This window comes from Rhizobium sp. L9, assembly GCF_002531885.1.
Classification (GTDB): domain Bacteria; phylum Pseudomonadota; class Alphaproteobacteria; order Rhizobiales; family Rhizobiaceae; genus Rhizobium.
The window spans coordinates 26,805-53,627 of record NZ_NWSZ01000033.1 but is presented as its reverse complement, the minus strand read 5'-3'; the positions used below and the strand labels follow the sequence as shown (position 1 = coordinate 53,627).

The window sequence follows — 26,823 nt, the reverse complement described above, 5'->3', positions numbered from 1 at the left end:
ATTGCTCAGCCACGTGACAAAGCAGGACAGGCACATGAAACACGTACGTCAATCGGAACGCACATCCCGCCCCGAACAGCCTGTGGAAGTGCAGATGGCGACTGATGCTCAAATCGACCAGGGGCGTGGAGCCTTCCGCAACGCGGTCAATGCCAGCCCTCCGCTTGCCACGGGCACGGCCCCGCCATTTTCGGAAGCCTCCGTTGTCCGGCCATCGGACGGTCACGACGCAGATGTCGCAAGTCTGAAGCAACCGTTTGAGAAGGCTTTCCGGGCGAATCCCCGGCATCCTGCGACAAACGTCGACTTGCCATTCAACGCCGAAGAGATGTCCAGTGCCGTCGTACTCGACGCGATCCCGTTACCCGTCTTCTTCAAAAACAGAGATGGGATACACCTTGGTTGCAACAGGGCCTTCGAAAGCTTCTCCGGCCGCTCAAAGGGAGATATTATCGGAAAAACCGTTTTCGATTTGGTGCCCGCACCCATAGCCGAGACGTATGCCGCGTTGGACGAGGCGCTTTTTGCAAATGGCGGTGTTCAGCAATATGAAGCAAAGGCCACCACCGAGAATGGTGGTGTCGTTGATCTTTTACTCAGCAAGACCGCAATCACTGATATCGCTGGTAACAGGATCGGCTTGGTTGGCGCGATGTTGGACATCACAGAGCGAAAACGTGCGGAGCATGATCTCAAAGAGGCTCTTGAATTCGCAGAGGGAATTATTGCCGCCATTCCTGACGTTCTGTTCGAGGTAAATGCCGACGGTCGCTACCTGCAGGTCTGGGCAAGGAATCAGGAGATCCTGGCGCAGCGAAAAGAAGTGCTGCTCGGCAAGCTTGTCCGCGATGTGCTCCCTCCAGATCAGGCCGACATCGCTATGCTGGCTCTTGAAGAAGCCGATGAAACCGGCGCCTCCTACGGTCGTTGTGTCCGTATAGCCCTACCAAACGGCGAATCCCGTTGGTTTGAACTGTCGGTCGCAAGGCGACCAAGCAGCAATCACTCAACCGTCACTTTTCTGGTGTTATCTCGCGATATTACCGAACGAAAGCACGCCGAGGGCACGACTATTGAAGCTCGGGCTCGCCTCCTAAGTGTCCTGCAGACCATTCCGGATATGGTATGGCTGAAAGACGTAACAGGCAAATATCTGTTGTGCAATCATGCCTTCGAAGAATTGGTCGGCAAGGCAGAAGCGGAAATCGTCGGGAAAACGGATTATGACCTGTTTACTCCCGAACTCGCCCAATTTTTTCGTGACAAGGATGAGGAGGCCATGCAAGCCGGCCGTATTCTCATCAATGAGGAACGGTTTACCGCTCACGAGGACGGTCGATCAACGCTTTTGGAGACTCGTAAGGTTCCGGTATTCACGGGGGGAAAGCTGATGGGGATCCTCGGCGTCGCCCGCGATATCACCGAACTGGACACGTCCCGTAAGAAAATCCATCAGATGGCATTCTACGATTCTCTGACCGGCCTGCCTAACCGGACACTTTTCAATGAACGGCTACGCGAGATGATCGGGGACGCGGCTTCGGCGGGCCAGCGAGCCGGGGTGATGCTGATCGACATGGACCATTTCAAAGCGATCAATGACACTATGGGACATCCCGTTGGTGACGAGTTGCTGCGGCAGGTGGCGACACGCATGAAAAAAGGCGTCCGTGCCAGCGACACCGTGGCGAGACTCGGTGGAGATGAATTTGCAGTCTTGCTGCCCAATGTTCAGGACAATGACGATTTGGCTCAAATTGCCAGCAGAATGCTTGCCGCATTCGGCGAACGCTTCATGCTTTCCGACAGGGAGATCTTTGTATCCTGCAGCATCGGGATATCGGTATTTCCAAATGACGGCGACGCTCCCGACGATTTGGTGAAATATGCGGATTCTGCGATGTATTTGGCGAAGCGCTCGGGGCGTAGCAACTTCCGCTTCTACTCAAAGGATCTCACGATTGGGGCTGAAAAGCGCCTAGCGCTAGAATCAGACCTACGCCTAGCTTTGAAACATGAGCAACTTGAACTCCATTATCAGCCAAAGGTCCTATTGGACAACGGAAAGGTGATCGGTTCAGAAGCACTGCTACGATGGCATCATCCGAAGATGGGAATGATCCCTCCGGGAGAATTCATAGGTGTCGCCGAGGAAACGGGATTGATCATCGATCTTGGACGATGGGTGCTGCATGAGGCGTGTTGCACGGCTGCCGTCATGAATGCAGATGGACTGCCCCCGCACAAGATTGCGATAAATTTGTCTCCTAAGCAGTTTCAATGCCCGCGTTTGTCGCAAACGGTGGCGGACGTATTGCAGGAAACCGGTTGTCGTGCGGAGTGGATCGAGGTTGAAATAACTGAGAGTCTCCTGCTCCATAACTGCGAGGGCGTTTCGACGACACTCTCTCAATTGCATGCGAGCGGAATTTCCATAGCGATCGATGATTTCGGCACCGGCTACTCATCTCTGAGCTATTTGGCTAACTTTCCCATTGATACCCTCAAAATTGACCGGTCATTCATCAATCGATCCGACAAGCGAAGTAGAGAACTGGTCAAGGCAATTCTCTCAATTGCGCGCTGCCTAGGGCAAAATGTAGTCGCTGAGGGCGTGGAGACGGTCGATCAAGAAAAATTCTTGGCTGAAAGCGGCTGCGCTGTGGCACAGGGGTTCTACTATAGCAAGCCCATCCCGAAGTCCGAACTTCTCGCTGCAAACGCAGTGCCCGAGTTCTCTCGCGGTGATTCCCATCTTACGCCGATGCCCGCAGAGGAAGGGGTGGCACTCATGCGCTTGCCTCCCGCATCTGTTGGGACCCGAACCGCGTGAAGCCTACGGCTAACAGCGCGCAGGATCCACGCCACCTGCGGCGCTGTTTATACCGCACTCATCCAACGGAAGCCCAAACTACTCTGGGCGATTGGATAAAACGCGGACCAATAGGAACTACTTAAAACTTCAGGTGCTTTGATGTTCCGAAATATGCAGGCCCTGTACCGAATTGCGCGACGAAACATACGTTGACGTGTTTTCGCTTTCGATTGCCATTGCAAAGACTTGCCCAGTACAATCTACTATTCTGCGTCAATATCGTCAAAAGCATAACCGTGCAAAAGCTCATCCCATTTCCCCATCCGAATAGAAATTCTGCGGATTTGAAAAGTTCAACTGCGAATTCGAATGGCTCCGGACATTTCGACATCATCCAATCGCTGAAATCGGAACTTCACGATTTGGCTAGTGCCGTAAATCAGTTGGAGGCGCTATGTGAGTCATACCGATCCCAAGCTGATACGTGCTCGCAACCTGACTGAACGACTGAGCGTCCGCGCTTGTCATCGTATTCCCTATGACCCTCTCTGGGCGTGGCGGCCAGTGGTTCGTTGAATCTTGCCAAACGTTCCCGGATCCCACCACTTCCCGAACACGGGAGCTTCAATTCGATCAACTCGAAACTTTCGGCCATTTGAACGGGTGGCGGAAAAAAACGCCAGCGATTGCGCCGTGATTTCGTAATGGTTCTGCCTATTTGCTGAAGGCGGTCGGCCGATTGGAATGCTCCATCAGACCTCAACTTACCGGCAGCAAGGACTGCAGGTTCGATAGCTTCTTTTCGTGGATGAGGATATACGGATCCTCGAACTCTACCCGCATCTTGTCCTGGTTGGCGACGAAGTAGGGGCTGAGGTACGGGTCGAATTGCATGCGCGCGAAGACTACGAGTTTGGTCTCGGCGGTCTTGGCTTCCTCGACGAAATGGCACTCTCGTTGCTAACCTTCTCCATTGCGTCGACGAGGAACGGCCGCGCAAGGTCGATGCCACGCTTCGGGTCCATCGATTCATCCCGGACGCTCCCGCCTTGCGTAATAGACTGGATTTTTCATTTCTGCCTGGGTTTCAAACCTGTCTCGCCGTGGTGTTGCTGCATCCCGTCCTGCCCCGGCTTTTGGTCCTGCCAGGCTCGCGCTGCCCGCAACGGCTTTGCCGTCCTTCACTTCGTTGCGGCCCTGCGGGTGCTGGCCGCACTTGCAGCCTGGCTTTTGGACCGCCGTAGCAGGTCGCGATGGCCGCGACCTCGAACGGAGGTTCAGAGATGAACAGGCAGCAATCCAATCAACGATCCGATATCTACAGCCGCATCACCACCAAGATCATCGCCGATCTCAAACAGGGCGTCCGTCCATGGACCAAGCCATGGACGACGGGAGGCTGGACAGCCGAGGTCAGCCGGCCACTGCGCCACAATGGCCAACCCTACACCGGCATCAATGCTCTGCTCCTCTGGTCTGAAGCCATCGCCCGCGGCTTTGCATCACCAAGGTGGATGACGTTTCGCCAGGCAATCGAGCTCGGCGGCGCCGTCCGCAGGGGCGAAACCGGCACGACCGTCGTCTTCGCCAGCTCTTTCATCCGCGCCGAGACGACGGAGACAGGCGCCGAAATCGAACGCGACATCCCCTTCCTCAAAACCTACACCGTGTTCAACACCGACCAGATCACCGGCCTTGATGGCCTTGCCCATTCCATCGCGCCTGACCAGGATTGGATGAGCCGCATCGGTGCTGCCGGCCGCTTCTTTGCCAATACCGGCGCCCTGATCCGCCATGGAGGATCGGCGGCCTATTATGCTGCTGCCCGTGACTACATCCAGATGCCGTGCTTCGACGCCTTCCGGGACGATGCATCCTATGTCGCCGTTCTCAGTCACGAGATGACGCACTGGACCGCTGCACCGCGAAGGCTCGATCGGGATCTCAGCCGCTATGCGAAAGACAGGAGCGAACGCGCCCGCGAAGAGCTCATTGCCTTATCTTGACAGTCTGCACTAACTCTTGGCTTCATGCTCAGGTTGATGCACTCGCTGACGGAGGCGCTTTCCAGGCCGGACGCAGCGCTCCCAAATAGCTGGCGGAGGCCGGCCTGGAGAGTGCCGGGCAAGTTGAACTCCTTCGTTGATTCTGGGCTCCCCGGATGGGGGTCCGGGGGAAGGTTGAGCAACTTGTGGACAATGTAATCGCAGCTTTGAGTATCACCATTCAGGAGCGCAGATCATCGGCGGGGCTTGATGCCTATGTCCCGATGATCCTCTGCGATGGGGCGCTATACGATCCTGATCTGGATCGCTTTTTCCGCGACCTCCCTCTCAACGGCGTTCGCTCCCGCCATTCTCTTCGTGCCTATGGCTACGACGTTCTCGTCTGGGTTCGTTTTCTTTCGGAAGCCTGCGCGAAGACGATATGGCAAGCCGACCGGCATGATGTTCTTGCCTATCACCGCGTCCAGCGCCGCGCCGACGCTGGACAACGCATCTCCGCTGCCTCGTGGAACCGCGCCGTCGCCTGCCTCGACCGGCTATATCGCTGGGGTGTGCAGGAAGGACTGATCGCGGAAGCACCCTTCACGCATCGCTCGGTCTGGAGGCAGGGGTACGCTGGGCGGCGGTCGCAGGTGGCAGCGCGGAACGATGCCTATGAGCCCGCCGCGCGTCGAACCGACGTCAGTTTCGTCACGCTCGATGACTACCGACGGTTTCGGGACGTCGGCCTCAAAACGCTTTTGCCTGACGGCCACGTACGCCCTGGCGCCCGAGATCGCAACGGTATCCGCAATGCGCTGTTCGCCGATCTCCTGGTGACGACAGGTCTTCGGCTGGAAGAAGCATCATCCCTCTTCACCTCCGATCTCGGTTTCGGCGATCAGCGTCCGGGCCGTCAGGTCTGGCTGGATTTGGCGGATGCCCAGACCAAGGGTGATCGCGGTCGACAGATCCTCGTTCCCGCTCGACTGCTCCAGCAGGTGCGCGCCTATGTCGGTGTCGAACGTGCTCATGCCGTCACGAAGTTCCAGCAACGCTCTGCGTGGCGGTCGATCGACCGACCGATCTTCGTTCATCGGGATCGGCATGCTGCCCGGCTGCGGTTGCTTGATGGCGGCGATATCGCACTCGACCTGCTCGATCCGGAGGAACGCGGTCGGATCATTGTCTGCGACAGCGACGGCACGCCGAGCGAACCGGCGATATTATGGCTTTCGGAGATCGGCTTACCGGTGCAGCCGAACTCCTGGGAAGTCGCTTTCGCCCGTGCCTCCAGCCGGTGCAGATCCTTCGGTTTCGATATCAGCATCAGCCCGCACCAACTCCGTCACACCTTCGCCGTTCACATGCTGGCGATGCTCATTCAGCATCGCCTCCGCGATGCTGCCTTGCCTGCCGGGCCGATGGAGGGATATCGGCAAGTTCTTGGCGATCCTCTCCAGCAGGTGCAACGGCTTCTGGGCCATGCCAGCCTGACGACAACATATATTTACCTGGACCACATCGCGACGCGCTCCGATACCGTCGATGCGGCTGTCGAAGAACTCCTGGGACTGCTCCCCTCGGAGGCCACGCTATGAGGGGGCGCCCACGCAAGGGAACTGCGGTTCGTTTTGCGCCAGCCGATGGCGTTGTTCTTCCACACGCCAGCGATCCGGTGCTGGGTCTGCGCTTCAACATCGAGGCGCGGTATGGCGGGTCCGTCGAAGTTGATCTTGTCGGCGAGCATCCTAGACCCTTCGCCCTCGCGTTTGCAGGGGCTCTGCGCCGGCAGTCCGAGCTTGGTGGTCCGCTCGGCGCGCGGAGCACGATCAAGCAACACCTCCAGGCCTATCTCCGCTTTTTCGCATATCTGCGCGAGCATTCCACGGTAAAGACGCCCGCCGATCTGCGCGCAGATGATATCGATGGGTATGAGGATTTCCTCGCATTCGTCGGGATGACCCCGATCCACCGACACACTGTTCTCGCCAAAGCCATCCTCGCCCTGCGCTCGATAGACGCCGACCAGCCAAGGCTTCTGGATGAAGGTGTTCGTCGTCGCCTCAGCTACACTAGCTCACAATCCGCCGGCCGATCCCGACCGCGTGATGCCTATAGCCCGTTCGTTGCAAGGCAGCTTCGCGACGCTGCCCGTGGCGATATCGCCAGGATATTCCGGCGGATCGGGAAGCCGCTGGATGAAGACGACAACTATCCCAACCTTCGCAGAGTGACCGACGAGGCCAATGCCCGGATCGTCGCGTCCGGCAGGCTCAGCAGCGCAGACCCCGCCTTCAAAAGCCTCTATTTCATGAGGCTGCGGCGTGGTCTTCCGGTCTCGACCCTGGCCGAGGATCTACATGCAGGTTTCCATCTGCGTGCAATGGATATTCCTCCTCTGCTGACCTTCCTGTCACTGGAGACCGGCCTTGAGATCGAGTGCTGCAAGGCATTGACGGTCGACTGCCTTCAGAATCCCGGACCCGGCACGATCGAGATCGCCTATGTGAAGCGGCGGGCCCGCGGCGCTGAGCACAAGCACATCCGCGTCCGTGACGGTGGGATCGGAACACCGGGCGGTCTGATCCGCAAGCTGATCGAGGCAACGGCATTCACACGGCAGTTCGTGCCGAGCGAGAATCTTTGGCTCTATTATTATACCGGGCCTACGCAGCTCCGGGCGGGTATCGAGCATCCACATGAGCTCGTCGACCGATGGACCGCAGGCCATGGGATCGTCGATGACAATGGTGAACCTCTTCGTCTCGTTCTTTCCAGGCTGCGCAAGACCCACAAGGCGCTCTGGTATCTGAAGACCGAGGGTCATATGACCCGTTTCGCAGTCGGACATACGCCGGAGATCGCCGCTCGCCACTACGCGGATATCCCCTCGCTGCGACCGCTGCACGAAGCCACCATTGCCGAGGCATTCTCAGAAGTCGCGGCCGCTGCAGGTCCGATCGTTGTGGCGCCCGCCCGGGAAGATTCCTGGCGGCAATGCGATGCGACGCCGGAAGCGCGCGAGAACCGAGACGGTATCCTCAGTGGCGAGCAGGACGTTTGGCTGGCGGCATGCTCCGGGTTTGACCGCAGCCCGTTCGGAGACTCAGGCGAGCCTTGCCCGCAACCGTTCTGGGGCTGTCTCGAATGCCGTAACGCTGTCATCACCGCGCGCAAGCTGCCGGCTATCGTCGCGTTCCTGCGGTTTATCGAAGAGCAGCGGGCGGGTCTCTCCGCGGCGGATTGGGCCATGAAGTTTGGGCGTGCCCATGCTCGCATTGCCGGGCAGGTTCTGCCGGCATTCCCCGACAGTGTGGTTGCCGCAGCCCGTCGCGAGGCAGAAGTGCATCCCCTCTATCTCCCTCCGGAGGCCCGCCAATGAGGGGACTATCGTCAGCAGCCCGGCAACACGATCTGCGCCCGGTTCTCGCGACCGCTCCGTTGAAGCCTGGTTTCGATCGGGACGCTCTGTCGCGCTACAGTGATCCGAGCTGGGATCTCGGCCCGGCCGTGTTTCGGGAGAGCGCCCGTCGCTGTCATGTCACCGTGCATCTCGGGTCTGTCGGGGATACGAGCGTCCGCGAGGCGTTGCGCGAACTCCTCTATGCCCGGCTGAACGTCGATCTGCCGGGTCACCGCAAGATACTTCCTCCCGGCAGTGTCCGGCAGGCGTTCAACCGAGCGCGGCGCTTCTTCGATTTCGTGCGTGATGAACTCGGTGCTGTCGATCTTCACCTGGTCGATCAGCCACTCCTGGACCGATATGCCCGCCATCTCAGTGCCGATCGGGCCCGTCGGCCCGTCATTGTCGCGCAATTACTGGAAGTACCTGCCGATCTCTTCCTTTATCGCGACCATCTGCCCTCCGGAGGACTGCGGTTTCAACCTTGGTCCGGAAGATCACCTGCGCGTGTCGCGGGCTATCGTCACATCTGCGAGAACCGAACGCCGCGCATTCCCGAGACAATCATCTCACCGTTGCTGGCTTGGTCGATCCGGTATGTCACCGAGTTCGCCGCCGATATCTTCGCAGCCCGCGAGGAGATGGACCACCTCGAAGCTCACTGCACCTCACTCATCGAGCAGGACAGCGTTCTCGAACGTAATGACCGGCGGCGCCAGCAGCGTAAGCGGCTTGAGGATTATTTCGGGCGGCTGCGCAGTGAAGGTCGCGGGGTGCCGGTCTGGGGCACTGCCCATAACGGCATGTTTCTCCGGCATCCCGAGACAGGAGAGCTGTCGCCACCCGTCAACGCCCACCTGCTTCACCTGCACATCGGTATCGACACGCTGGCCGAGCCGAAGATGCACATTCAACTCACGAACGGCGCTCCACGCCAGATCAGAGCTGCGGTGCTCGAGCTCGGTGTCGAGACTGGCGGCATGGATACACCCATCTCCATTCTTCCAGAGACCGGCAAGCCCTGGCGGTCTCGCTTCGATGCCAAGACCCTGGCGGCGGAAGAGCGCATGCTGCAATCAGCGGCCTATATTCTCTGTGCTTATCTGACCGGCATGCGAGATTGCGAAGTCCAGGCGATGCAGCGTGGATGCGTTTCTCTGACGCGCAGCGACGACGGCGTGATCATGCGCCATCGCGTGCAATCCGTCGCCTATAAGGGCAAGTCTGCCCAGGGTGAACCTGCCGAGTGGGTCACCATCGAGCCCGTTGCCAGAGCTGTCGAGGTTCTGGAACGCTTGTCTTTTCGGGTCGCTTCCGCCCGCGGCCTGATGACGCTCTGGCCCGTTCTGATCGCAAGGCCTGTTTGCAAGGACCACCTCTCGGCTGAGATCGTCCGCCAGCTCAACCGATTCCGAGATCACCTCAACGACCTGTTCGGAACACCCGACGAGCCAGCGGTCCCGAGCGGACCAGGTGGACAACCCTGGCGTATTACGACGCGGCAGTTCAGACGAACGATCGCATGGCACATCGCCAATCGTCCCTTCGGCACCATCGCCGAAATGATCCAGTACAAGCATGCCTCCGTCGCCGCTTTCGAAGGATATGCCGGCTCCAGCCGTTCCGGTTTCAGGGCGGAAGTCGAGAACCAGCGTAGCCTCGGCCAGCTCGACGACCTGTTGATCTATTTCGACGAGCGGCAGGCCGGAGCCAGGCTGTCGGGGCCTGCGGCGGTGCGGATCGCGAAGACGCTCGACAGCGTATCGGATGATCTCGGGCCGCTTCCGGCCATGATCGCTGATCGCGCCCGACTGCGCACCATGCTCGCGAGCCTCGCGCGGACCCTTCATGTCGGCGTGCTGGCCGATTGCTTCTTCGATCCCGGCATGGCCATGTGCCTGAAGCAGGCCACCAACAACGACAACAAATCGCCGCTAACAGCACTTTGCCAGCCAACGCGCTGTCCAAACGCCTGCATCACCGCTCGGCACCTGCCAGCATGGAAACGTATGGCTGACGATACTCGAAGCTTGTTGAAAGAGAAAAGGCTGTCAAAATTGCAACGGGAAGTACTAAGAAGTGAGCTTGGTCGCATACAGGCAGTTCTGGAGGGAGGGGGGCAATGACAGATTATATTATCCGTGCGTCATTACACGACGAGGCGAATGAGGGGTGGGTCTGGGTCGAAGATTTCCCGTCCCGAAGTTTGATAAAAATAATCCATCAGACAAATGATCGGAGCGTCGTTTGTCAGACCAGAAAGTTCGATAAGAACTTCTTGGATCGCTACAATGCCGAGGGTGCTGGCCGTATAGAGATCAACGAGCTGAAGCAAAACACCATCGTGATGTCTGGGTGGTATCGAGATGCCTTGGGAGGCTTTGGCACTACCGACAAGGATAACGAAACTGGCAAGGTAACACTCAATTTATGCCCGCTCGGGTGCTGGAAACCCTGGTACCAGATGCGTGCTGCGTCACATCATCCAGATATCGTCGTGAGGTTAGGGGTTCGTCTCGGTGCTATAGGAATCTGGGCGGGATTACTTAGCATTTGGCTGGGTCTGCTATCAATCGTTCAGCCCGGCGGATGTGCCAAACCGATAGCAGGGGTCAGCGGTCTTGTCGTGCTGCTCCTAGCGGGCTTCTTCCTAGTTGCTGCATGCTGGCCACCGAACACATCGCCAAGAGGCCGCCATGAGTGAACGAATTGCAATCCTCGGATGGGGCTCTTTGCTATGGGACGGGCGCCCAGATTTCGATAATTGGCATGGGCCGTGGCAATTCGACGGGCCGGTCTTGAAGATCGAGTTCTCACGTATTTCGTCGTCTCGCCTCGGAGCATTGACGCTTGTGCTGGATCCGATGAATGGCTCCGATAACCAGGTTGCCTATTGTCAAAGCTTGAGAAGTGACCTGTCGGAGGCTGTGGAGGATCTCCGCATCCGAGAAGGCACAAGCCTTGCCAATATTGGTTATATCCATCGGGATGGCCGCACACGATCGCGAGATGATGGGTCGGGCTCCATAATTAACGCTTGGGCGGTCACGAGAGCGTTCGATGCCGTCGTCTGGACCAATTTGCAGAGCAATTTCACGCAGAAGACCGGCAAGCCGTTTTCAATATCCGCTGCTGCGGAGCACATTCGATCGATTTCAGAAGATGGGCGCCGCGCGACGCTCGAATATGTCGCCAAGGCTCCAGATTTCATTGACACCCCTTTTCGCCGGTACTGCGCCACGTCCTGAACATCGTATTTTTCGGTTGACTGTCAGGATATATCGCCGAACTCGGCAGCTGCTTTCTCTGCGCCGATCTTGGTATCGTCCCCGAGCTCGAACCACGCCCCGACCATGCAAGCTATCTCGATGACTGGCTCAAGGTTCTCGGCAGCGACAAGCGTGCCATCTTTTCAGCGGCAGCTCATGCCCAGCGCGCGGTCGACTATCTGCATGACTTGCAGCCGGACCTCAACGAGGAGGAGGCGGCGTGAGCCGTCTCCTTCTTAGCCACCCGGACGCCGCCCACTGCCGCGACCCGACGGCCGCAAGCTCCTATCCCGCGAACCGGCGTCTAAAATCGTCAGGCATTGACCTCGCGCAGCTAGTGGGGCGTGTTCACCGGCATATTGAAGTGACGCGCGAAGTATTCCGACGGCGTCGTCATGCGGCCCGTGGTGAGAACCAGCGCATCCCCTCGACCGTCGATGCTGAAAATCACGCGACTGTGCAGGCTTGCAACCTCCTCCGGCAGATCCTCCCTTAGCATCGCGATGGCGGAAGCCATCGTCCGCCGAGGGCGAACGAGAACGATGTCCCGCGCGAACGAGTCGTCGTGCGTAGCATCGAGAGAAGCGTTGATGACAGCGGGTCGTCGGATGATCTATTTGGAACTAGCAAAAAATATTGCTTTGATAAATTTGCGCTGACAGCTTTGGCCGCGGCCTCAACACGAGCGGGTGCCTGCAGCCGCTGGCGCGCATTGGAAAGATGGAGGCGGACGGTTTGAATGGATAAGTTTCAGTCTCCTATGGATAGCACCGTCACTATCGCCGTCGGATAAAAGCTGCAAACAACGTCTTTCCTGTTTCGTCAGATCCTGCCTGGGATTAGCGATCTCTCCGTCCAAACGCGTTGGACCCGTTCATGAAATCTGTTTTCGCTTGGCGCGTAATGCCGGATAGACACTGGAGAGCCAACCATCGGCGCCCTCACCGGTAGGTCATGTTCCAGCCGAGTTCGCCGGTGCGCAACGCGCTCCATATGCTGAGCGGCGACGGAGATAGGGAACGCACGGGCGGGGGCAGTCGGTCCCGCCTCCCTTGACGGCCGCTATGCTGAGGCTCCTGCGGCTGCCCTTGTTCCGCCCTTAGCGTGGCGAGAATTCCCGAAATCCGCCTCACGGCGCCGCTATGCTGATTTCTCCGATACTCTTCATTGTTTGATTGCAACCCGCCTGCGGACGGGTTGCCTGATCGTCCCTGATGACTACCGGCAGCCATGCGATCGGGCTGGCGGATGATTCGCATCTCACTCCATTAAAGCCGAAGATCAGTCAGTTTAACCCCGCCTCCTGGCTGGCGCGGAAAGAGCTCAGCTTGCTCAGGAGGTCCTGAGAGATCTCGAATTGCCGCGCCGTCCCCCGGCCCATGGCGTTCTTCCCCATCGTCTCCACCAGCATTCCCCGCTTTACCAAAAGGTCGACCGTCTCCTTCACACCGCTGCGTGTTAGCTCGGTAATCTCAATTATATTAGAGAGGGTTAGCTTCTGATGGGCCTGAGTCATCGTATAGAGGATCGTCATCATGCCGATCTGCTTCAGCCTCGCCTGCGGGGTCTCGTCCTCCAGCGGATGGTCGAGGATCTCATGGAGAATGAGTCCCGAGAAGGCAAGGTTGTGCCATTGCGTTTTAATCGCGCTTGTCATGTCATTTAACTATGTTATATACGACAGTATAAACGCGGGCAGGCAGATTGAGTCTCCCGAAACGCAATAGGGCGCCATCGTCTCGAAGGATCCTGTTCATGAAAAGCCTTCTCCTGAATTCACTGCTTACGGTCTGCTTCGTTGCGCCACCCTATCTTATTTTCGGCAGTAACGCGCGGGCCGAGGATTGGGGATGCCAGGTTATCCTATGCCTTTCCAATCCCGGCGGGCCGACGCAATATGCAGAATGCCGGCCGCCGATCCAGAAGCTGTGGCGGGAGCTTGCCGAGGGGCACTCATTCCCGACCTGTAGCGGCGTCGGTTTTCAGAGTTCGCGGCCTGGCTATGAGCCCTATTATTGCGATGCGGGGTACAAGCTCACGACTGATAGCGGTCGCGGCGGTCGGCAAGCAACCTGCGTATCGACATCGCCGCAGCCGGTCAGCAACAGCCTCTGCTGGGATGGGAACGACTATACTTCCCGCGACAATTCGGTCCTGTCGCCACATTGGCAGCGCGTGGACGGGCACCGCCAGTGCATGGGCTATCCGATAACGCGCCCGAATGTGCGATCGCAGCCGCGCTATGTCGATGTCACCATCGACGGCGCCGGTAAACAGCGCGTTTGGTATTGACCGATGGGTGCTGCATTCGTCGAAATCGCGCAAACCTGTGCGCCGATGGTTCAGGTGCAGACGCTGGCCGGCGTTGTCAGCCTCGAGAGCCGGTTTCAGCCCTTCGCCATCCGCATCAACACGGGCCCGCCGCTGGCCACCCAACCCGCATCGAAGGCCGAAGCGATCGAGGTTGCCACGTCCCTGATTGGCGATCGCCAGGATATCCAGATCGGCCTTGGCGGCATTGGCATCGAGCACCTTCAGAAACTGAATCTATCCGTCGCCGACGCCTTCGATCCCTGCCGGAACCTCAAGGCCACGGCCACGCTTCTCGACGGATACTACCGCGCCGCATTACGCGCGGGGGATCCGGCTCAGGCCGAAAGGGTGATGCTCCAGTCCTATTATGGCCGCGATGATCCATCCCTCGGCGCCATGGTCAAATATGACGAGCAGGTACGCCAGGAAGCAAAGCAGTTATCGCCGACGCTTGCCTCGCTCACCATTGGCGAACGCGGTGACCAGGCCGGGGCTGGCGGGCAGCCACAGGATGAGGTGGTACCAGCACTTCCCGAACCGCCTTTACAACCCTCCCAAACCGTCGAGGCCGCATCCTGGGATGTGTTCAGCTCAGGGCGGCAATCCTCGATTCTCGTTTTCCAGAATGATCGATCGGAGCAAAGTGAATGATCTCCAAAGCCAGTCTTCGCCCCCTTGCCTCATCCACGCTGATGGCGGCCGCCATTGTCATCTGCCTGGTCGAGCCAGCCTTCGCCCAGGCCGCCGGCATCGAAACCGTGCTGCAGAACATCGTCGACATGCTGACCGGCAATATCGCCCGTCTGCTGGCGGTCATCGCCGTCATCATCATCTGCATTGCCTGGATGTTTGGCTACATGGATTTGAGGCGAGCCGGCTTTTGGATTATCGGGATCGGCGGCATTTTCGGCGCCACCGAGCTGGTCAACACCATCGTCGGGAATTGAGCGCTATGGTGAGCATTCCGAGTCTCGAAGACGACACGTTGTTTCTCGCCTGCACGCGCCCGGCAATGATCGCGGGTGTGACGATGGAGGCGATGGGCGTCAACATCATGCTGACGACCATCCTTTACATCACCGCGGGATCAATCGCCTACGCGCTGGTCGGCATCGTCTTCCATGTCTTGTTTCGCGCGCTCGTCAAGCACGACCACAATATGTTTCGGATCCTGATTGCGTGGATCGAAACCCGTGGCCGCTCCCGCAATGCCTCCTATTGGGGCGGCGCCACGCTCTCGCCTCTGACGCTCACCCGGCGTTATGACGAAAGGGATCTCAGCTTTGTCTAACATTGCGACGCTCCGGTCGCGCGAGCTCGGGCCGGAGACCTTCATTCCTTATGTCAGGCATGTCGACGAGACGACCATTGCGCTCGAATCCCGAGCGTTGATGACGATGATCGCTCTCGACGGCGTTTCTTTCGAGACATCAGACGTCAGGGACCTCAACGGCCTGCACCGAAGCCTGAACACGCTCTATCGCAATATCGCCGACGAGCGGCTGGCGCTCTGGACGCATGTCGTGCGCCGCCGCGACAATGCCTATCCCGAGGGACGCTTCGCCAATCCCTTCTCCGACGGTTTGAACGCGAGATATCGGGAGCGGATGGTGAGGGAAGACCTGTTTCGCAACGATCTCTACCTCACCCTTGTCTGGCATCCCGGCCGGGATCCTGCCGAAAAGGCGGCCAAGCTTCTCTCCCGACTGCGCAAGGCCCGCCGATCCGATACAGAGCTCGACGGGCAGGCTCTGAAGCATCTGCGTGACCGTGTGGCGGATGTCGTCGCCGGCCTGCAGCGCTTCGAGCCGCGGCTGCTCACCCTCCACGAACATGACGGGATCCTTTTCTCCGAGTCGAGCGAAGTGCTCCACCAGATCATCGGCGGCCGGCGGGAACCGATTCCGTTGACGGAGGGACGAATTTCTTCGGCGATTTATTCCGACCGGGTCATTTTCGGGCGCGAGACCGTCGAGATCCGTCACGAGGCCGACAGCCGCTATGCCGGCATGTTCGGCTTTAAGGAATATCCGGCGACCACGCGCAGCGGCATGCTCGATGCTATCCTGACCGCACCTTTCGAGCTCATCCTGACGCAGTCCTTCGCCTTCACCTCAAAGCCCGATGCTCGAACAATCATGGGCCGCAAGCAGAACCAGATGGTCAGCGCCGGCGACAAGGCGGCTTCGCAGATCGAGGAACTCGGCGAGGCGATGGACGATCTCGAATCCAATCGCTTCGTCCTCGGAGAGCATCACCTTGCGCTTGCCGTCTTCGCGCCCTCGGTCAAGGAACTGACCGATCACATGGCGAAGGCGCGCGCCTACCTCACCAGCGGCGGCGCGGTCGTCGCCCGCGAGGATCTCGGCCTCGAGGCCGCTTGGTGGGCGCAATTGCCGGGCAATTTCCGCTATCGGGCGCGCTCGGGCGCGCTCACGTCGCGCAACTTTGCAGCCCTTGCTCCCTATCATTCCTATCCGGCGGGTAAGAAGGACGGCAACGAGTGGGGACCGGCGGTCGCCATGCTCAAGACCGCCTCGGGTTCGCCCTTTTATTTCAATTTCCATCACGGCGACCTCGGCAACACTTTCGTCTGCGGCCCGTCGGGTGCGGGCAAGACGGTGCTGTTGAACTTCATGCTGTCGCAGCTCGAAAAGCACGATCCGCATATGGTCTTTTTCGACAAGGACCGCGGCGCGGATCTCTTCGTACGCGCGGCCGGCGGCACCTATCTGCCGCTGAGGAATGGTGTCGCCACCGGCTGCGCGCCGTTGAAAGCACTGGAATTCACTGCGGAAAACAAAATATTCCTCACCGGTTGGATCGCCAAGCTGGTCCGATCCGGATCTGGCGAACTATCGATCACCGAGTTGCGCGACATCGCCTCGGCGGTCGACGGGGTGGCGGACCTGCCGGTGGAGCGTCGCTCCATCGGCGCCCTGCGCACCTTCCTCAACAACACCGATCCCGAGGGCATTGCCGCACGTCTGCGACGCTGGGAGAGGGGCGGGCCGCTTGGTTGGGTCTTCGACAACGAAGCCGACGATATCGGCATTGGCGCCAGGTTCATCGGCTACAACATGACCGATTTCCTCGACAACGAGGAAATCCGCACGCCGTTGATGGCTTACCTGTTCTATCGCATCGAGCAACTGATAGACGGGCGTCGCATCATCATCGTCATCGACGAGTTCTGGAAGGCGCTGCAGGACGAAGGCTTTCGTGATCTCGCCCAGAACAAGCTCAAGACGATCCGCAAGCAGAACGGTCTCATGCTGTTTGCGACCCAGAGCCCGCGCGACGCCATCGTATCGCCGATCGCCCACACGATCATCGAGCAGTGCCCGACCCAGATCTTTCTTCCGAACCCGCGCGGCGACCGCGCCGACTATGTCGACGGCTTCAAGCTGACTGAGCGCGAATTCGAGCTCGTCTCACGCGAACTCTCCGTCGAAACCCGCCGGTTCATCGTCAAGCAGGGGCACAACAGCGTTGTCGCCGAGCTGAACCTCAACGGCTTCGACGACGAACTTGCCATCCTCTCCGGCCGGACGGCCAATGTCGAGCTTGCCGATACTATCCGTTTGGAGATCGGCGAGGGACGGGAGGATTGGCTTGCCGTGTTTCATCAGAGGAGGAAGACAGGATGATCCGAACAGGAACGATGCGGCCATTGTTCGTATCGGCCGCTCTTTTAGCGTCGGCGATGCTGGCGTCGGCCCAGGGCATCCCGGTCATCGATCAGACATCGATCGCCAAGCAGATCGAGAGCATCACGCAGCTGAAGTCCCAGCTCGACGCCTTGAACCAGCAGCTCCAGCAAGCCCAGCAGCTCTACGGCTCGCTGAACAAGATCACCAACATGGCCGACGTCGCCAACCTGCTGAACGATCCGTCGATCCGCGAGGCGCTTCCCCAGGACTTCAACGCGATCGAGGGCCTGTTCCAAGGTTCCGGCAGCGGCGTCTTCGGCAGTTCCGCTTCGAAATTCCGCCAGGACAACTCCAGCTATCGCACCGATGCCGATGATTTCTATGCGCAGGAACTGTCGCGCATCCAGAACCAGAACGCCGGGCAGATGAGCCTCGGCCAGCAGATCTACGATGCGGCGACCAAGCGCATCGACGGCATCGATGAGCTTCGCCAGAAAATCTCCAGTGCTGCCGACGCCAAGGACATCGCCGATCTGCAGGCCCGCCTCCAGGCCGAGACCGCCTTCCTGCAAACCGATGTCCTGCGCATGCAGGGCCTGCAGATGGTCCAGCAGGCCCAGGTGCAGGTCGACGACCAACGCAAGGCCGAGGACTGGCGCAAGCGCATGGACACGATGGGAGCGGCGCTCAAATGAGGTGGTTTCTTTCCGGCACGGCCATGCTTTTTCTGGCGGCCTGCTCCCCACAGGCGGATAAGATTTACACCGTCGATGAGCTTATGGCCGACGATGCTCTGCTCGCTAGGATTATCGGCGAATGCCGTAACAATCCCGGAGAACTCCGCGATACGCCCAATTGCCGCAACGCCGAGGCCGCCGACGGCAAGCTGCGGCTGGAGCGGATGGGCAAATCGTTGGGAGGCTGACGATGTATCAGGTCTTCAGCTTCGTCGATGGGCAGTTCAAGGCACCGCTCGAGAACTTCATTTCCTCCGGCACGTCAAATATTGCCAGCTGGGTCAGCGGCCCGCTGACGGCGGCACTCACGCTCTATGTCGTGCTCTACGGCTATCTCGTTCTGCGCGGCTCCGTGCAGGAACCGATACTCGAATTCGCCTTCCGCGCAATGAAGCTCGCCATCATCGTCATGCTGGTGAGGAATGCCGGCGACTATCAGACCTACGTCACCAATATCTTTTTCGATGCGCTGCCGCGCGAAATCTCGCAGGCGCTGAACTCCGGCACGGCGCCGAGCGCATCGACCTTCGACAGCCTGCTCGATAAGGGCCAGAAATGCGCCTATGAGATCTGGTCGCGCGCCTCCTGGCCGGTCGATATCGTCACCGGCATCGGCGGCATGATGGTCATCGGTGCGAGCTTCATCGTGGCCGCGATCGGCTATATCGTTTCGCTCTATGCCCGGCTGGCGCTCGCCATCGTTCTGGCCATCGGACCGATCTTCGTCGCGCTTGCGATGTTCCAGTCGACCCGCCGGTTCACCGAATCCTGGATCGGCCAGCTCGTCAATTTCGTCATCCTTCAGGTTCTGGTCGTTGCCATCGGTTCGCTGCTGATCACTTGCATCGACACGACGTTTGCGGCGATCGAAGGCTATAGCGACGTCCTGATGCGGCCGATCGCGCTCTGCGCCATCTGCCTTGCCGCTCTTTATGTCTTCTACCAACTGCCCGGCATTGCTTCAGCTCTTGCGGCGGGCGGGGCGTCGCTCACCTATGGCTACGGCGCTGCCCGCGATGCGCACGAAAGCACGCTCTCCTGGGCGACATCCCACACAGTCAGAGCGGTCGGCCGCGGCGCGCGTTCCGTCGGCCGCCGCCTGACGCCAGGCCGGACCGAATGACGCCCCCAACGCTTCAGATAATCGAACAGGTTTTTTTGGATGCTCCGTATCGTTTTATCGCTTTTGCTGACCGCTGGTCTCGTAGGCTGCGGTTCGATTTCCCACCCGCTGCCCAAATGTGACGGTTATTCCCGCCGGCCGCTGAACCGCGCCATGTGGCAGTGGGAGGATGGCGGAGGTAGGCAGCAGCCGACGACCGGGGCTGTTCCCGCGGAGCCGACCAGTCACGCGGCCGCCTATGTGCCGGAACCATCTTCAGCCACACCGGCCGCTTTCGCGCATTTCGATGTCGCGGGCTCCTACCGTCCATGCGAGGGCGAATGACATGGTGACCACGAATAACCTCAAAAGTTACTTCGACAAAGCCCGCCGGTTCGATCAGGACCGGATGATCCAGGTCGAGCGTTCCGCCCGCATCGCCTGGTTCGTCGCTGCTTGCGCCGGCACGGTTGCTGCCGTTTCCGTCTTTGCCGTTGCCGGCCTCACTCCTTTGAAAACCGTCGAGCCCTTCGTCGTGCGGGTCGATAATTCCACCGGTATCGTCGATGTGGTCTCGGCGCTGACATCCACCGCCGGCACCTACGACGAGGCCGTCACCAAATATTTCGCGGCCAAATATGTCCGCGCCCGCGAGGGCTACGTCTGGAGCGAGGGCGAGGAGAATTTCCGCACCGTCGCCTTGCTGTCGACGCAGCCGGAACAGACTCGATTTGCCGCAGTCTACCGCGGCAGCAATCCCGATTCCCCGCAGAACATTTATGGCCGCAGCGCCACGTCGCGGATCAACATTGTTTCCATCTCGCTGATCAACGCCAATGTGGCATCCGTCCGCTATATGAGGACCGTGAGCCGCGGTGACGAGGTGCGCACCACGCACTGGGTTACGACCCTGACCTTCTCCTATGCCAACGCTCCGATGTCCTCGACCGACCGGTTGACCAATCCGCTCGGCTTCGTCGTCAGCGAATATCGCGCCGATCCGGAGGCCATCAATTGAGACCGCACTTTCTCCTTCCGCTCATCCTGGCCACCGGGTTTTCGTCTGCAGCGCTCGCCCTCGAGACGCCGCGCGGCGCCGCGCAGGACAGCCGCATCCGTTTCGTCGTCTACCAGCCCTATAACATCACCAAAGTCGTCGGCACACTGCGGTCTTCGGTGCAAATCGAATTCGCCGCCGACGAGGAAGTCGCTCATGTGGCGCTTGGCAACAGCGTTGCTTGGGAAGTGGCGCCGGCCGGCAACATCCTGTTCCTGAAGCCCAGGGAAAATCAGCCGGTGACGAATATCTCGGTCGTGACGACACGACGGGACGGCTCGACCCGCAGCTATCAGATGGAACTCACCGTTCGCGACGGCAGCGTCGAAGCCGGGCAGAACACCTATTTCTATGTGAAATACCGCTATCCCGCTGATGAGGCGGAGCGGCGCCGCCAGGAAGCAGCTGCGCGCGCGCAGGCGGCACAGGCCGGCGAGGCCGATCGCGTGCTTGCCCTTCACGAAGCTTATGGACCGCGCAACTGGCGTTATTCGGCGCAAGGGACCCAGGCGCTCGAACCGCAAACGGTCTATGACAACGGCAAGGTCACCACCTTCACCTTTGCCGGCAACCAGGAAATGCCGGCGATCTATATGGAAAATTCCGACGGCAGCGAAAGCCTGGTTCCGAAGTCAGTCGACGGCAATCTCGTCCTCGTTCACGCGATCAGCCGCAAGTTCATACTGCGCCGTGGCGGCGACGGGCTTTGCGTCTTCAACGAAGCCTACGATCGCGTCGGCACCAATCCCGAGACCAACACGACGTCACCATCGGTCGAGCGCGTCGTCAAAGTGCCGCCCGGCGCGGCGCAATAGGAGGTGACATGGCCGAGGAAGAGATTACCCAGATTCCGGGCGAGCGCGCCGAGACGTCGGCCGGTGGCCGGCTCGACAATAACCCGATCCTCAAACGCGGCGCTATCGCCTTGGCGATCGTCGTCTTTGTCGCCTTCGCTCTCTGGTCGATGCGAGGCCAGGACAAACCGTCAGACGGTGCCCAGCCGGAGCGGGTGGTCATCCGGCAGACATCGGATTTCGAACCGGCCAAGGAACCGGTCCAGCCTGTAGCGCCTCTTCCGCAGGTCCAACTGCCGACGCCCGCTGTCACAGAACAAGCGCCCACGGACGACGATAAGCTGCTCGACGCTGCCCGGCGTGCGCCGGTCATCGCCTATGGCGGCGAGAAATCGCCGGCGACGCGGCGGCAGGATCAGGATGCGGCGACGGATCAGGCTTCGAACTACGTGCCGCTCGGCGCCAATCCCGGTGGCTTCGCCTCGCAGGGCGAAAACGAAGATCAGCGCTTCAACCGCTTGCTGACGCCGACGCAATTGCAGGGATCGCGTGCAGGGACGTTGGGCAATCGCGATTTCATCGTCGCAATGGGGACATCCATTCCTTGCGTTCTCGAGACCGCGCTCTCCTCCGATCAGCCGGGGTTCACGAGCTGCGTCATCAACCGGGACGTTCTTTCAGATAACGGCCGCGTTGTGCTGATGGAAAAAGGTACGCAGGTCGTCGGCGAATATCGCGGCGGCATTCGCCGCGGGCAAAAGCGCGTGTTCGTTCTCTGGAACCGGGCGAAGACGCCGAAAGGCGTGATCATCACGCTGGCATCGCCGGCAACCGATGCGCTTGGCCGGGCGGGCATCGACGGCTATGTGGACACCCATTGGTGGGAGCGTTTTGGCAGCGCAATGCTCCTGTCGATCGTCGGTGATGCCAGTTCCTATGCCAGCAGCCGGCTGCAGGACAGCGACGTCGAAGCGCAAAACACCACCAGTGCCGGTCAGCAGGCCGCGGCGATCGCCGTCGAGCAGTCGATCAACATTCCCCCGACCCTGATGAAACATCAGGGCGAGCTCGTTTCGATCTTCGTGGCGCGCGATCTCGATTTCTCCAGCGTCTATCGGCTTCGCGTGACGGAGCCCCGCAATCGCGTCTATGACCGCGCCGTGCTTGGGGATTTCAGCCCCTCCTCGAAGCTCGTGACAAAATAGGTTCTGCATGACTGAAGCTGCCGACGCCGGCGTCGTGCGCGAACTGCTTTCGCCACTATCACGCTTCCTACGCGACAAGACGCTCTATGAGGTCATCGTCAACCGGCCGGGACAGGTCGTCACAGAGGGTAGGGACGGATGGCAGACCTATGAGATGCCCGAACTTTCTTTCGACCGGCTGATGCGTCTCGCCCGCTCCGTCGCGAGCTTCTCCAATCAGTCGATCGACGAGACGCGACCGATCCTGTCGGCGACCTTGCCGGACGATGAGCGAATTCAGATCGTCATCCCGCCGGCAACGACGAAGGGAACCGTCAGCATCACCATCCGTAAGCCATCCTCCGTGTCGTTGACCCTGGAGGATCTCGATCATGGGGGATTGTTCGCCGATGTTGTGCCGGCCCAAGACGACGGGCGACGATCAGACCATAGGCTGTTGGAATACTATCGCATCGGTGCCTACAAGGCGTTTCTCCGGGAGGCGGTGTTTGCAAGAAAGAACATCATCATCTCCGGCGCCACCGGGTCGGGAAAAACAACTCTATCGAAAGCGCTGATCCGCCACATTCCGCAAAGCGAGCGGATTATTTCGATCGAAGACACTCCGGAACTGGTGGTCCCGCAGCCCAACCACGTTCGACTGTTCTATTCCAAAGGCGGCCAGGGATTGTCTAAAGTCGATGCGAAGGATCTGCTGGAATCCTGCTTGCGCATGCGGCCCGACCGCATCCTACTTCAGGAGCTGCGGGACGGCACGGCCTTCTACTACATCCGCAATGTCAACTCCGGCCATCCTGGCTCCATCACCACGGTCCATGCCGACTCGGCCCGCCTCGCCTTTGAGCAGCTGACTTTGCTGGTCAAGGAGTCGGAGGGAGGTGCGGACCTCGAACGGCACGACATCCGCGAGATGTTGACGATCGCGGTCGACATCATCATCCAATGCAAGCGGATCGACGGCCGGTTTCGGGTGAGCGAGATCTACTATCGAGACGCCGCGACTGACCTCGGCCGCTCTTCGTCGGATCGAGCTTAACGGGTTGCGTCCGGGCCTCTAACGATTCTGTCTGTCTCGACCGTCAGTCCAATTGTGCGGCCTTCTCACGCAGGACCACTGAAAACGCGCGGAGCCCCTGATGGTCCAGTGCATCAATGAATTCGTCAACCGCCGGCACCGTCTTGCGTAAATTCAACCGGGCGCGCCTGATGCTGTCGATCAATGCGCTCGAAAAGATGGAATGGAGGCCCACGAGGAAATTGTCTGGCGATACGCAGGCCACCCCATGAGGCCGAAGGTCCGCGGCTGGAAATCTTTGAGATTCCACGTGACAATCACAGAAGCCTTTCCGGCGATGGCTGCAGCTAAAACATGACGATCATCCGGATCCGGTAGCGAGAGGTCGGGGATGAGAAATTGGTGGTTACCGACATCTGCATCGGGCAAAACCTCTTTCATCCGATCACGGGTCGCTTCCAGACGTGAGATGGGTATCTCGGGGGAGCCGATGGCCAGATTGCGAATCCACTCGGCGTGGATGTCGTCGGTCCAGCGTGCGTCGACGAGACCGTCGAAGCCACATTGGACCAAGACATTGCGCAAATGGAAAGGGTAGAGGACGCAGGCATCATAGACCGCGACAGGCGGCTTAGAGGCCATGATTGACGATGAGATCCTCTGTGTCCTCGGCCAGCGCGTCGAGGCTTTTCTGGCGAGCATCGAGCTTGGCCTTGAGCGCGAGAACATCCTTCAATTTGGCTCGGCGGTGCTTGCCGACATAGCGGAAGGGCAGATCGCCGCGATCCATGCGCAGCACCACGAGAGGACGTGAGATGCCGAGGATGGTGGAGGCGTCGGTCGGGCTCAATTCCTGATCTTCCGTGAGCACGGCAACACGCTTGCCGCGCAACAGATGATCGAGGAGTGCTTCGACAGGCGCGAGAGCCGAGGCTGGGAGAGAAAGGGTTTGAAGTTGTCCACTTTGACGGCGAATCCGTAGTTCCAGTTGGTCGCCCTCCGCCAGATTTGGCATAGGCGCGACGGCCTTGCGGTCGCGATCCGACAATTTGGTAAATTGAAGAACATGGCTGGTCATGGCGAACACCTCTGACCATGTATATAGGGCAAGTCGCTCATAACTGCAATAACTGAAATATCTTCCCCTTCCATCTCCGATTTCTGGGTGCCATAGGAGCGCGCGGCGAACGAGCTCGACCCGCCAACTTCAAGCGTGGGTTACCGCCAACGGCAAGCGCTCCGCTTTCGATGTGATCGTGCAATGCAAAAGGGCCGCCTCTGGGCCGATTTGACCGGGATATAGCTTCACGCAGTCGAGATCGCCCGGGCGTTGGTTTCCTTTTAGGGCGTCTACGTCGCTGACCAAGGAGGCTGGTGTGGATCATGGCAGTCGCGGCATTTCGCCGTCGGCCACACGCCAGATCCACGGCGTCATCTCGGCTCTCGCGGCGATCATCTCATTCAGTGCAACGTCATAGTCTTCGTCGGCCTTCGTCGGAACGATGAACATGGCGATCGGCGCTGGCTTTGCCTCCGGTAAGGTCACGGAGGCAATCGGCTGGTCGCGCGAAAGATCGAACCGGAGTCCTTTCACGCTCCTTCGCTTCAGGCTTGAGAGCCGCTCCAGGAGACGCTGTTCATGGATGGTTTCGAACGGGATCCAGTTCTCGTTGACCACCATCAGCGCCACTTCCTCGACCGAAGCTATCCCCGCTCCCGAAATGCCGAACGTGGCGATGACGATGAGATGAAACCCCTCGTTGGATCGCCACAGTTCCAGTTCGGTTTCATATCGGGCATTCAACCGTTTCCACGCCCCCTCATCGAGCATGAAGGGGAAAGGCAGGTGGCGCACCAGCATCTTCTGGCCATCGCGCGCTGAGGAAAATTCCTTTACCTCTCCGACGGTCATCATCAGTTTCCGCGGACCGGGACCGGTTAACTGGGCGCCGGCCAACATAGCCGCACGCCGCGCTGAAATCCCCTCTTTGTCGTCCTGATGAAAGACTTCCGGGACAAACAAGATATCGCTGAGAGGGCCGCCGCGGACGATCATCTGCTTTGCCGCGTTCACCAGACTGCTGCGCACGCGCCCCCAGCCGCGTTTCCCGGCCCATAGCGAGGTCCATTCCGTCAGCTCCCCCATGTCCCAGAGATAGTGGAGCATCGCCCTGAGCGAGAGCTTCTTGGGCTCGCTTCGCACAATCTCCGACGGCTCCGAAGGCGATGTCGACGTCGATCGGCCCCCTCGTTTCGACAGCGAAAAATCGAGTTTCAGCGTTGCCGCACCGGTCGCCGCGTCGATTTGGATGGCGTTGCCGATCAACGGCCCGAGGCCGGATAGCTCATACGGCGGGTCGTAAGACGAGCAGCCGGGATCATGCTGCCGGCCTGAGAGCGGCATGCGTTTGATCAGGAATTGGCCATCCATCCGGGCAATGTACATCGGCACCGGCGGTTGCCGGCACTGGCAAAGTGGCCTGAGCTTCTGTTGGTAAGCGCGTTCGAGCTGCGGCAGAAACTCTGGAGAACTGTCGTCGAACGCCTGGTTGCCGATCAAAAACTGTCGCACGTCGTTCCTCCCTTGCCTGACCAAAGGCTGATCGAACCGTAAAAGGAAGGCGTAGCACGAGCTTCGCGGACTTTACTAGCGCAAAATAGTTAGTATGTAAATGTTACGGCCGCTGGGGCCGATTTCAACGCCATAGGCAGGAAAGAAGATACGTGCATTCCAGCCTCCAAAAATTAAAATTAACGATCATGATAATTAGAAGTCAACGGTGCGTTGATTAGACGTCAGCCCGTCAAAATGTAGAGACTGCGCCAGCATAAAGTGAGTTCTAATCGCGTGCTACCCAGCCCTTCGAGCCGGCCGGCGCTGAACCGCCAATCACCTTGCCGCCTTCCGACTGCCCGCTGGCTGCCGGCGTCTCTACATCGCAGCTGACGCCGATGCGGCCGGCCGGCACGTATCGAGGGATTGAGCTGCCGCGCCCAGGCGCTGGGGATCCTGCCGCTAGTGCTTGCCCCGGAGCTCGGCGACTTCAACGAGGATCTGCGCCGGCTCAGCCCGGAACGGCTCATCGCTAATCTCAGGGCGCAGCTCGTTCTGGGAAACGCTCTGGCCTTTCTGCCCGCATGATCGAGCCGGACGGGGAAGGTGAGGGCGTGAGGGCCTACAGGATGGCCGGTCTCTGCCGGTCGCCGCACGGGTAGGCGCCCGCCCGCGGGCCTGCCGAGAGGCGACCCTTACCATGCGGCGGGCGGGCCTTCAGCGGGTCGCTCAGGTTTCTTCCCCTGGCTTCCCGCCGCAATGACGACATGCTCTCGGTCATGCCGGCTGGCGTCGTCATCTTCCCCGGCTCCGGCATTGCCGGCAATCTGGCCGACAAGGCCCGCCGACTTGGCATCTCCGTTTGGCAAGCGGCGGGAGATGGCGCGTAAGCGCCATCTGTCCATACGGCTGAAGGAG

Annotated in this window: 25 protein-coding genes and 4 pseudogenes; 23 read left to right on the top strand and 6 right to left on the bottom strand. The window is 59.6% G+C overall.

Translation table 11 applies throughout. The features are described 5' to 3' along the window. Positions 1 to 34: 34 nt before the first annotated feature. Positions 35 to 2,833, top strand: a complete 2,799-nt coding sequence (locus tag CO660_RS27830; protein ID WP_077991329.1) for a bifunctional diguanylate cyclase/phosphodiesterase — start codon at positions 35 to 37, stop codon at positions 2,831 to 2,833. Positions 2,834 to 3,577: 744 nt separating this feature from the next. Here CO660_RS27830 and groEL read toward each other — a convergent pair. Continuing rightward, a pseudogene (groEL, locus tag CO660_RS34090) lies at positions 3,578 to 3,804 on the bottom strand (chaperonin GroEL); the annotation flags it as partial. A 294-nt stretch (positions 3,805 to 4,098) separates the two neighbouring features. Here groEL and CO660_RS27820 point away from each other — a divergent pair. The 7 genes and pseudogenes from CO660_RS27820 to CO660_RS27790 all read left to right on the top strand — a co-directional run. Continuing rightward, a pseudogene (locus CO660_RS27820) lies at positions 4,099 to 4,812 on the top strand (ArdC-like ssDNA-binding domain-containing protein); the annotation flags it as partial. 164 nt (positions 4,813 to 4,976) lie between these two features. Next, a complete protein-coding gene (locus CO660_RS27815; protein WP_077991331.1) occupies positions 4,977 to 6,401 on the top strand; it encodes a site-specific integrase in 1,425 nt (474 codons plus the stop codon). Then, on the top strand, positions 6,398 to 8,185 hold the full coding sequence (locus tag CO660_RS27810) for a hypothetical protein (RefSeq protein WP_077991333.1): 1,788 nt from the start codon (positions 6,398 to 6,400) through the stop codon (positions 8,183 to 8,185). The genes CO660_RS27815 and CO660_RS27810 overlap by 4 nt, the downstream gene beginning before the upstream one ends. After that, positions 8,182 to 10,332 (top strand): integrase, encoded by a 2,151-nt coding sequence (locus tag CO660_RS27805; protein ID WP_077991335.1) that lies wholly within the window; start codon positions 8,182 to 8,184, stop codon positions 10,330 to 10,332. The genes CO660_RS27810 and CO660_RS27805 overlap by 4 nt, the downstream gene beginning before the upstream one ends. After that, entirely contained in the window at positions 10,329 to 10,910 is a 582-nt protein-coding gene (locus tag CO660_RS27800; protein WP_077991337.1) for a hypothetical protein, read from the top strand. The genes CO660_RS27805 and CO660_RS27800 overlap by 4 nt, the downstream gene beginning before the upstream one ends. After that, complete coding sequence (locus tag CO660_RS27795; RefSeq protein WP_077991339.1) at positions 10,903 to 11,454, top strand: hypothetical protein; 552 nt, start codon at positions 10,903 to 10,905, stop codon at positions 11,452 to 11,454. The genes CO660_RS27800 and CO660_RS27795 overlap by 8 nt, the downstream gene beginning before the upstream one ends. 32 nt (positions 11,455 to 11,486) lie before the next feature. Further along, a pseudogene (locus tag CO660_RS27790) lies at positions 11,487 to 11,699 on the top strand (zincin-like metallopeptidase domain-containing protein); the annotation flags it as partial. Positions 11,700 to 11,809: 110 nt separating this feature from the next. On the opposite strand, the gene CO660_RS27785 reads toward CO660_RS27790, so the two are convergent. Both CO660_RS27785 and CO660_RS27780 read right to left on the bottom strand, forming a co-directional pair. Then, positions 11,810 to 11,992 (bottom strand): hypothetical protein, encoded by a 183-nt coding sequence (locus tag CO660_RS27785; RefSeq protein WP_016737443.1) that lies wholly within the window; start codon positions 11,990 to 11,992, stop codon positions 11,810 to 11,812. A gap of 768 nt (positions 11,993 to 12,760) precedes the next feature. After that, positions 12,761 to 13,132: a hypothetical protein gene (locus CO660_RS27780; protein WP_004673403.1), complete on the bottom strand. Its 372-nt coding sequence runs from the start codon at positions 13,130 to 13,132 to the stop codon at positions 12,761 to 12,763. A gap of 98 nt (positions 13,133 to 13,230) precedes the next feature. On the opposite strand from CO660_RS27780, the gene CO660_RS27775 reads away from it, so the two are divergent. The 13 genes from CO660_RS27775 to virB11 are packed head-to-tail and all read left to right on the top strand — an operon-like array spanning position 13,231 to position 23,372. Continuing rightward, complete coding sequence (locus CO660_RS27775; RefSeq protein ID WP_077991342.1) at positions 13,231 to 13,767, top strand: hypothetical protein; 537 nt, start codon at positions 13,231 to 13,233, stop codon at positions 13,765 to 13,767. 3 nt (positions 13,768 to 13,770) lie between these two features. After that, positions 13,771 to 14,439 carry a transglycosylase SLT domain-containing protein gene (locus tag CO660_RS27770; RefSeq protein ID WP_077991344.1) on the top strand — a complete coding sequence of 223 codons (669 nt, stop codon included), beginning with the start codon at positions 13,771 to 13,773 and terminating at the stop codon, positions 14,437 to 14,439. After that, the gene (locus tag CO660_RS27765) at positions 14,436 to 14,735 is read left to right on the top strand and encodes a TrbC/VirB2 family protein (protein ID WP_077991346.1); all 300 of its coding nucleotides are present in this window, start codon (positions 14,436 to 14,438) and stop codon (positions 14,733 to 14,735) included. The genes CO660_RS27770 and CO660_RS27765 overlap by 4 nt, the downstream gene beginning before the upstream one ends. Positions 14,736 to 14,740: 5 nt before the next feature. Beyond that, positions 14,741 to 15,079: a type IV secretion system protein VirB3 gene (locus CO660_RS27760; protein WP_077991347.1), complete on the top strand. Its 339-nt coding sequence runs from the start codon at positions 14,741 to 14,743 to the stop codon at positions 15,077 to 15,079. Then, on the top strand, positions 15,072 to 17,438 hold the full coding sequence (locus tag CO660_RS27755) for a VirB4 family type IV secretion system protein (RefSeq protein WP_077991348.1): 2,367 nt from the start codon (positions 15,072 to 15,074) through the stop codon (positions 17,436 to 17,438). Before CO660_RS27760 ends, CO660_RS27755 begins: the two co-directional genes overlap by 8 nt. Further along, complete coding sequence (gene virB5 / locus CO660_RS27750) at positions 17,435 to 18,136, top strand: P-type DNA transfer protein VirB5 (RefSeq protein WP_077991351.1); 702 nt, start codon at positions 17,435 to 17,437, stop codon at positions 18,134 to 18,136. The genes CO660_RS27755 and virB5 overlap by 4 nt, the downstream gene beginning before the upstream one ends. Next, positions 18,133 to 18,366, top strand: coding sequence for an EexN family lipoprotein (locus tag CO660_RS27745; RefSeq protein ID WP_007636178.1), 234 nt, complete (start codon positions 18,133 to 18,135; stop codon positions 18,364 to 18,366). The genes virB5 and CO660_RS27745 overlap by 4 nt, the downstream gene beginning before the upstream one ends. A 2-nt stretch (positions 18,367 to 18,368) precedes the next feature. Further along, positions 18,369 to 19,301 (top strand): type IV secretion system protein, encoded by a 933-nt coding sequence (locus tag CO660_RS27740; RefSeq protein ID WP_077991353.1) that lies wholly within the window; start codon positions 18,369 to 18,371, stop codon positions 19,299 to 19,301. Positions 19,302 to 19,340: 39 nt separating this feature from the next. After that, entirely contained in the window at positions 19,341 to 19,625 is a 285-nt protein-coding gene (locus CO660_RS34085; RefSeq protein WP_077991355.1) for a hypothetical protein, read from the top strand. A gap of 1 nt (position 19,626) precedes the next feature. Beyond that, positions 19,627 to 20,298, top strand: coding sequence for a virB8 family protein (locus CO660_RS27730; RefSeq protein ID WP_077991356.1), 672 nt, complete (start codon positions 19,627 to 19,629; stop codon positions 20,296 to 20,298). Next, positions 20,295 to 21,152 (top strand): P-type conjugative transfer protein VirB9, encoded by an 858-nt coding sequence (virB9, locus tag CO660_RS27725; protein WP_077991357.1) that lies wholly within the window; start codon positions 20,295 to 20,297, stop codon positions 21,150 to 21,152. Before CO660_RS27730 ends, virB9 begins: the two co-directional genes overlap by 4 nt. A gap of 8 nt (positions 21,153 to 21,160) precedes the next feature. Then, positions 21,161 to 22,336 carry a type IV secretion system protein VirB10 gene (gene virB10 / locus CO660_RS27720; protein WP_077991358.1) on the top strand — a complete coding sequence of 392 codons (1,176 nt, stop codon included), beginning with the start codon at positions 21,161 to 21,163 and terminating at the stop codon, positions 22,334 to 22,336. A gap of 7 nt (positions 22,337 to 22,343) precedes the next feature. Then, positions 22,344 to 23,372 (top strand): P-type DNA transfer ATPase VirB11, encoded by a 1,029-nt coding sequence (gene virB11 / locus CO660_RS27715; protein ID WP_077991360.1) that lies wholly within the window; start codon positions 22,344 to 22,346, stop codon positions 23,370 to 23,372. 180 nt (positions 23,373 to 23,552) lie between these two features. Here virB11 and CO660_RS27710 read toward each other — a convergent pair whose 3' ends face one another. From CO660_RS27710 to CO660_RS27700, 3 genes are all read right to left on the bottom strand, one after another. Further along, positions 23,553 to 23,993: a PIN domain-containing protein gene (locus tag CO660_RS27710; RefSeq protein WP_245304432.1), complete on the bottom strand. Its 441-nt coding sequence runs from the start codon at positions 23,991 to 23,993 to the stop codon at positions 23,553 to 23,555. Further along, positions 23,983 to 24,429, bottom strand: a complete 447-nt coding sequence (locus CO660_RS27705) for an excisionase (RefSeq protein WP_077991362.1) — start codon at positions 24,427 to 24,429, stop codon at positions 23,983 to 23,985. The genes CO660_RS27710 and CO660_RS27705 overlap by 11 nt, the downstream gene beginning before the upstream one ends. Before the next feature lie 303 nt (positions 24,430 to 24,732). Next, positions 24,733 to 25,923 carry a DUF1173 domain-containing protein gene (locus tag CO660_RS27700; RefSeq protein ID WP_077991364.1) on the bottom strand — a complete coding sequence of 397 codons (1,191 nt, stop codon included), beginning with the start codon at positions 25,921 to 25,923 and terminating at the stop codon, positions 24,733 to 24,735. Positions 25,924 to 26,233: 310 nt separating this feature from the next. Between CO660_RS27700 and CO660_RS27695 the strand changes: the two are divergent. Together CO660_RS27695 and CO660_RS34390 are read left to right on the top strand one after the other, a co-directional pair. Continuing rightward, positions 26,234 to 26,493: pseudogene (locus tag CO660_RS27695) on the top strand (toprim domain-containing protein); the annotation flags it as partial. A 179-nt stretch (positions 26,494 to 26,672) separates the two neighbouring features. After that, positions 26,673 to 26,795 carry a hypothetical protein gene (locus CO660_RS34390; protein WP_258719717.1) on the top strand — a complete coding sequence of 41 codons (123 nt, stop codon included), beginning with the start codon at positions 26,673 to 26,675 and terminating at the stop codon, positions 26,793 to 26,795. Positions 26,796 to 26,823 lie beyond the last annotated feature (28 nt).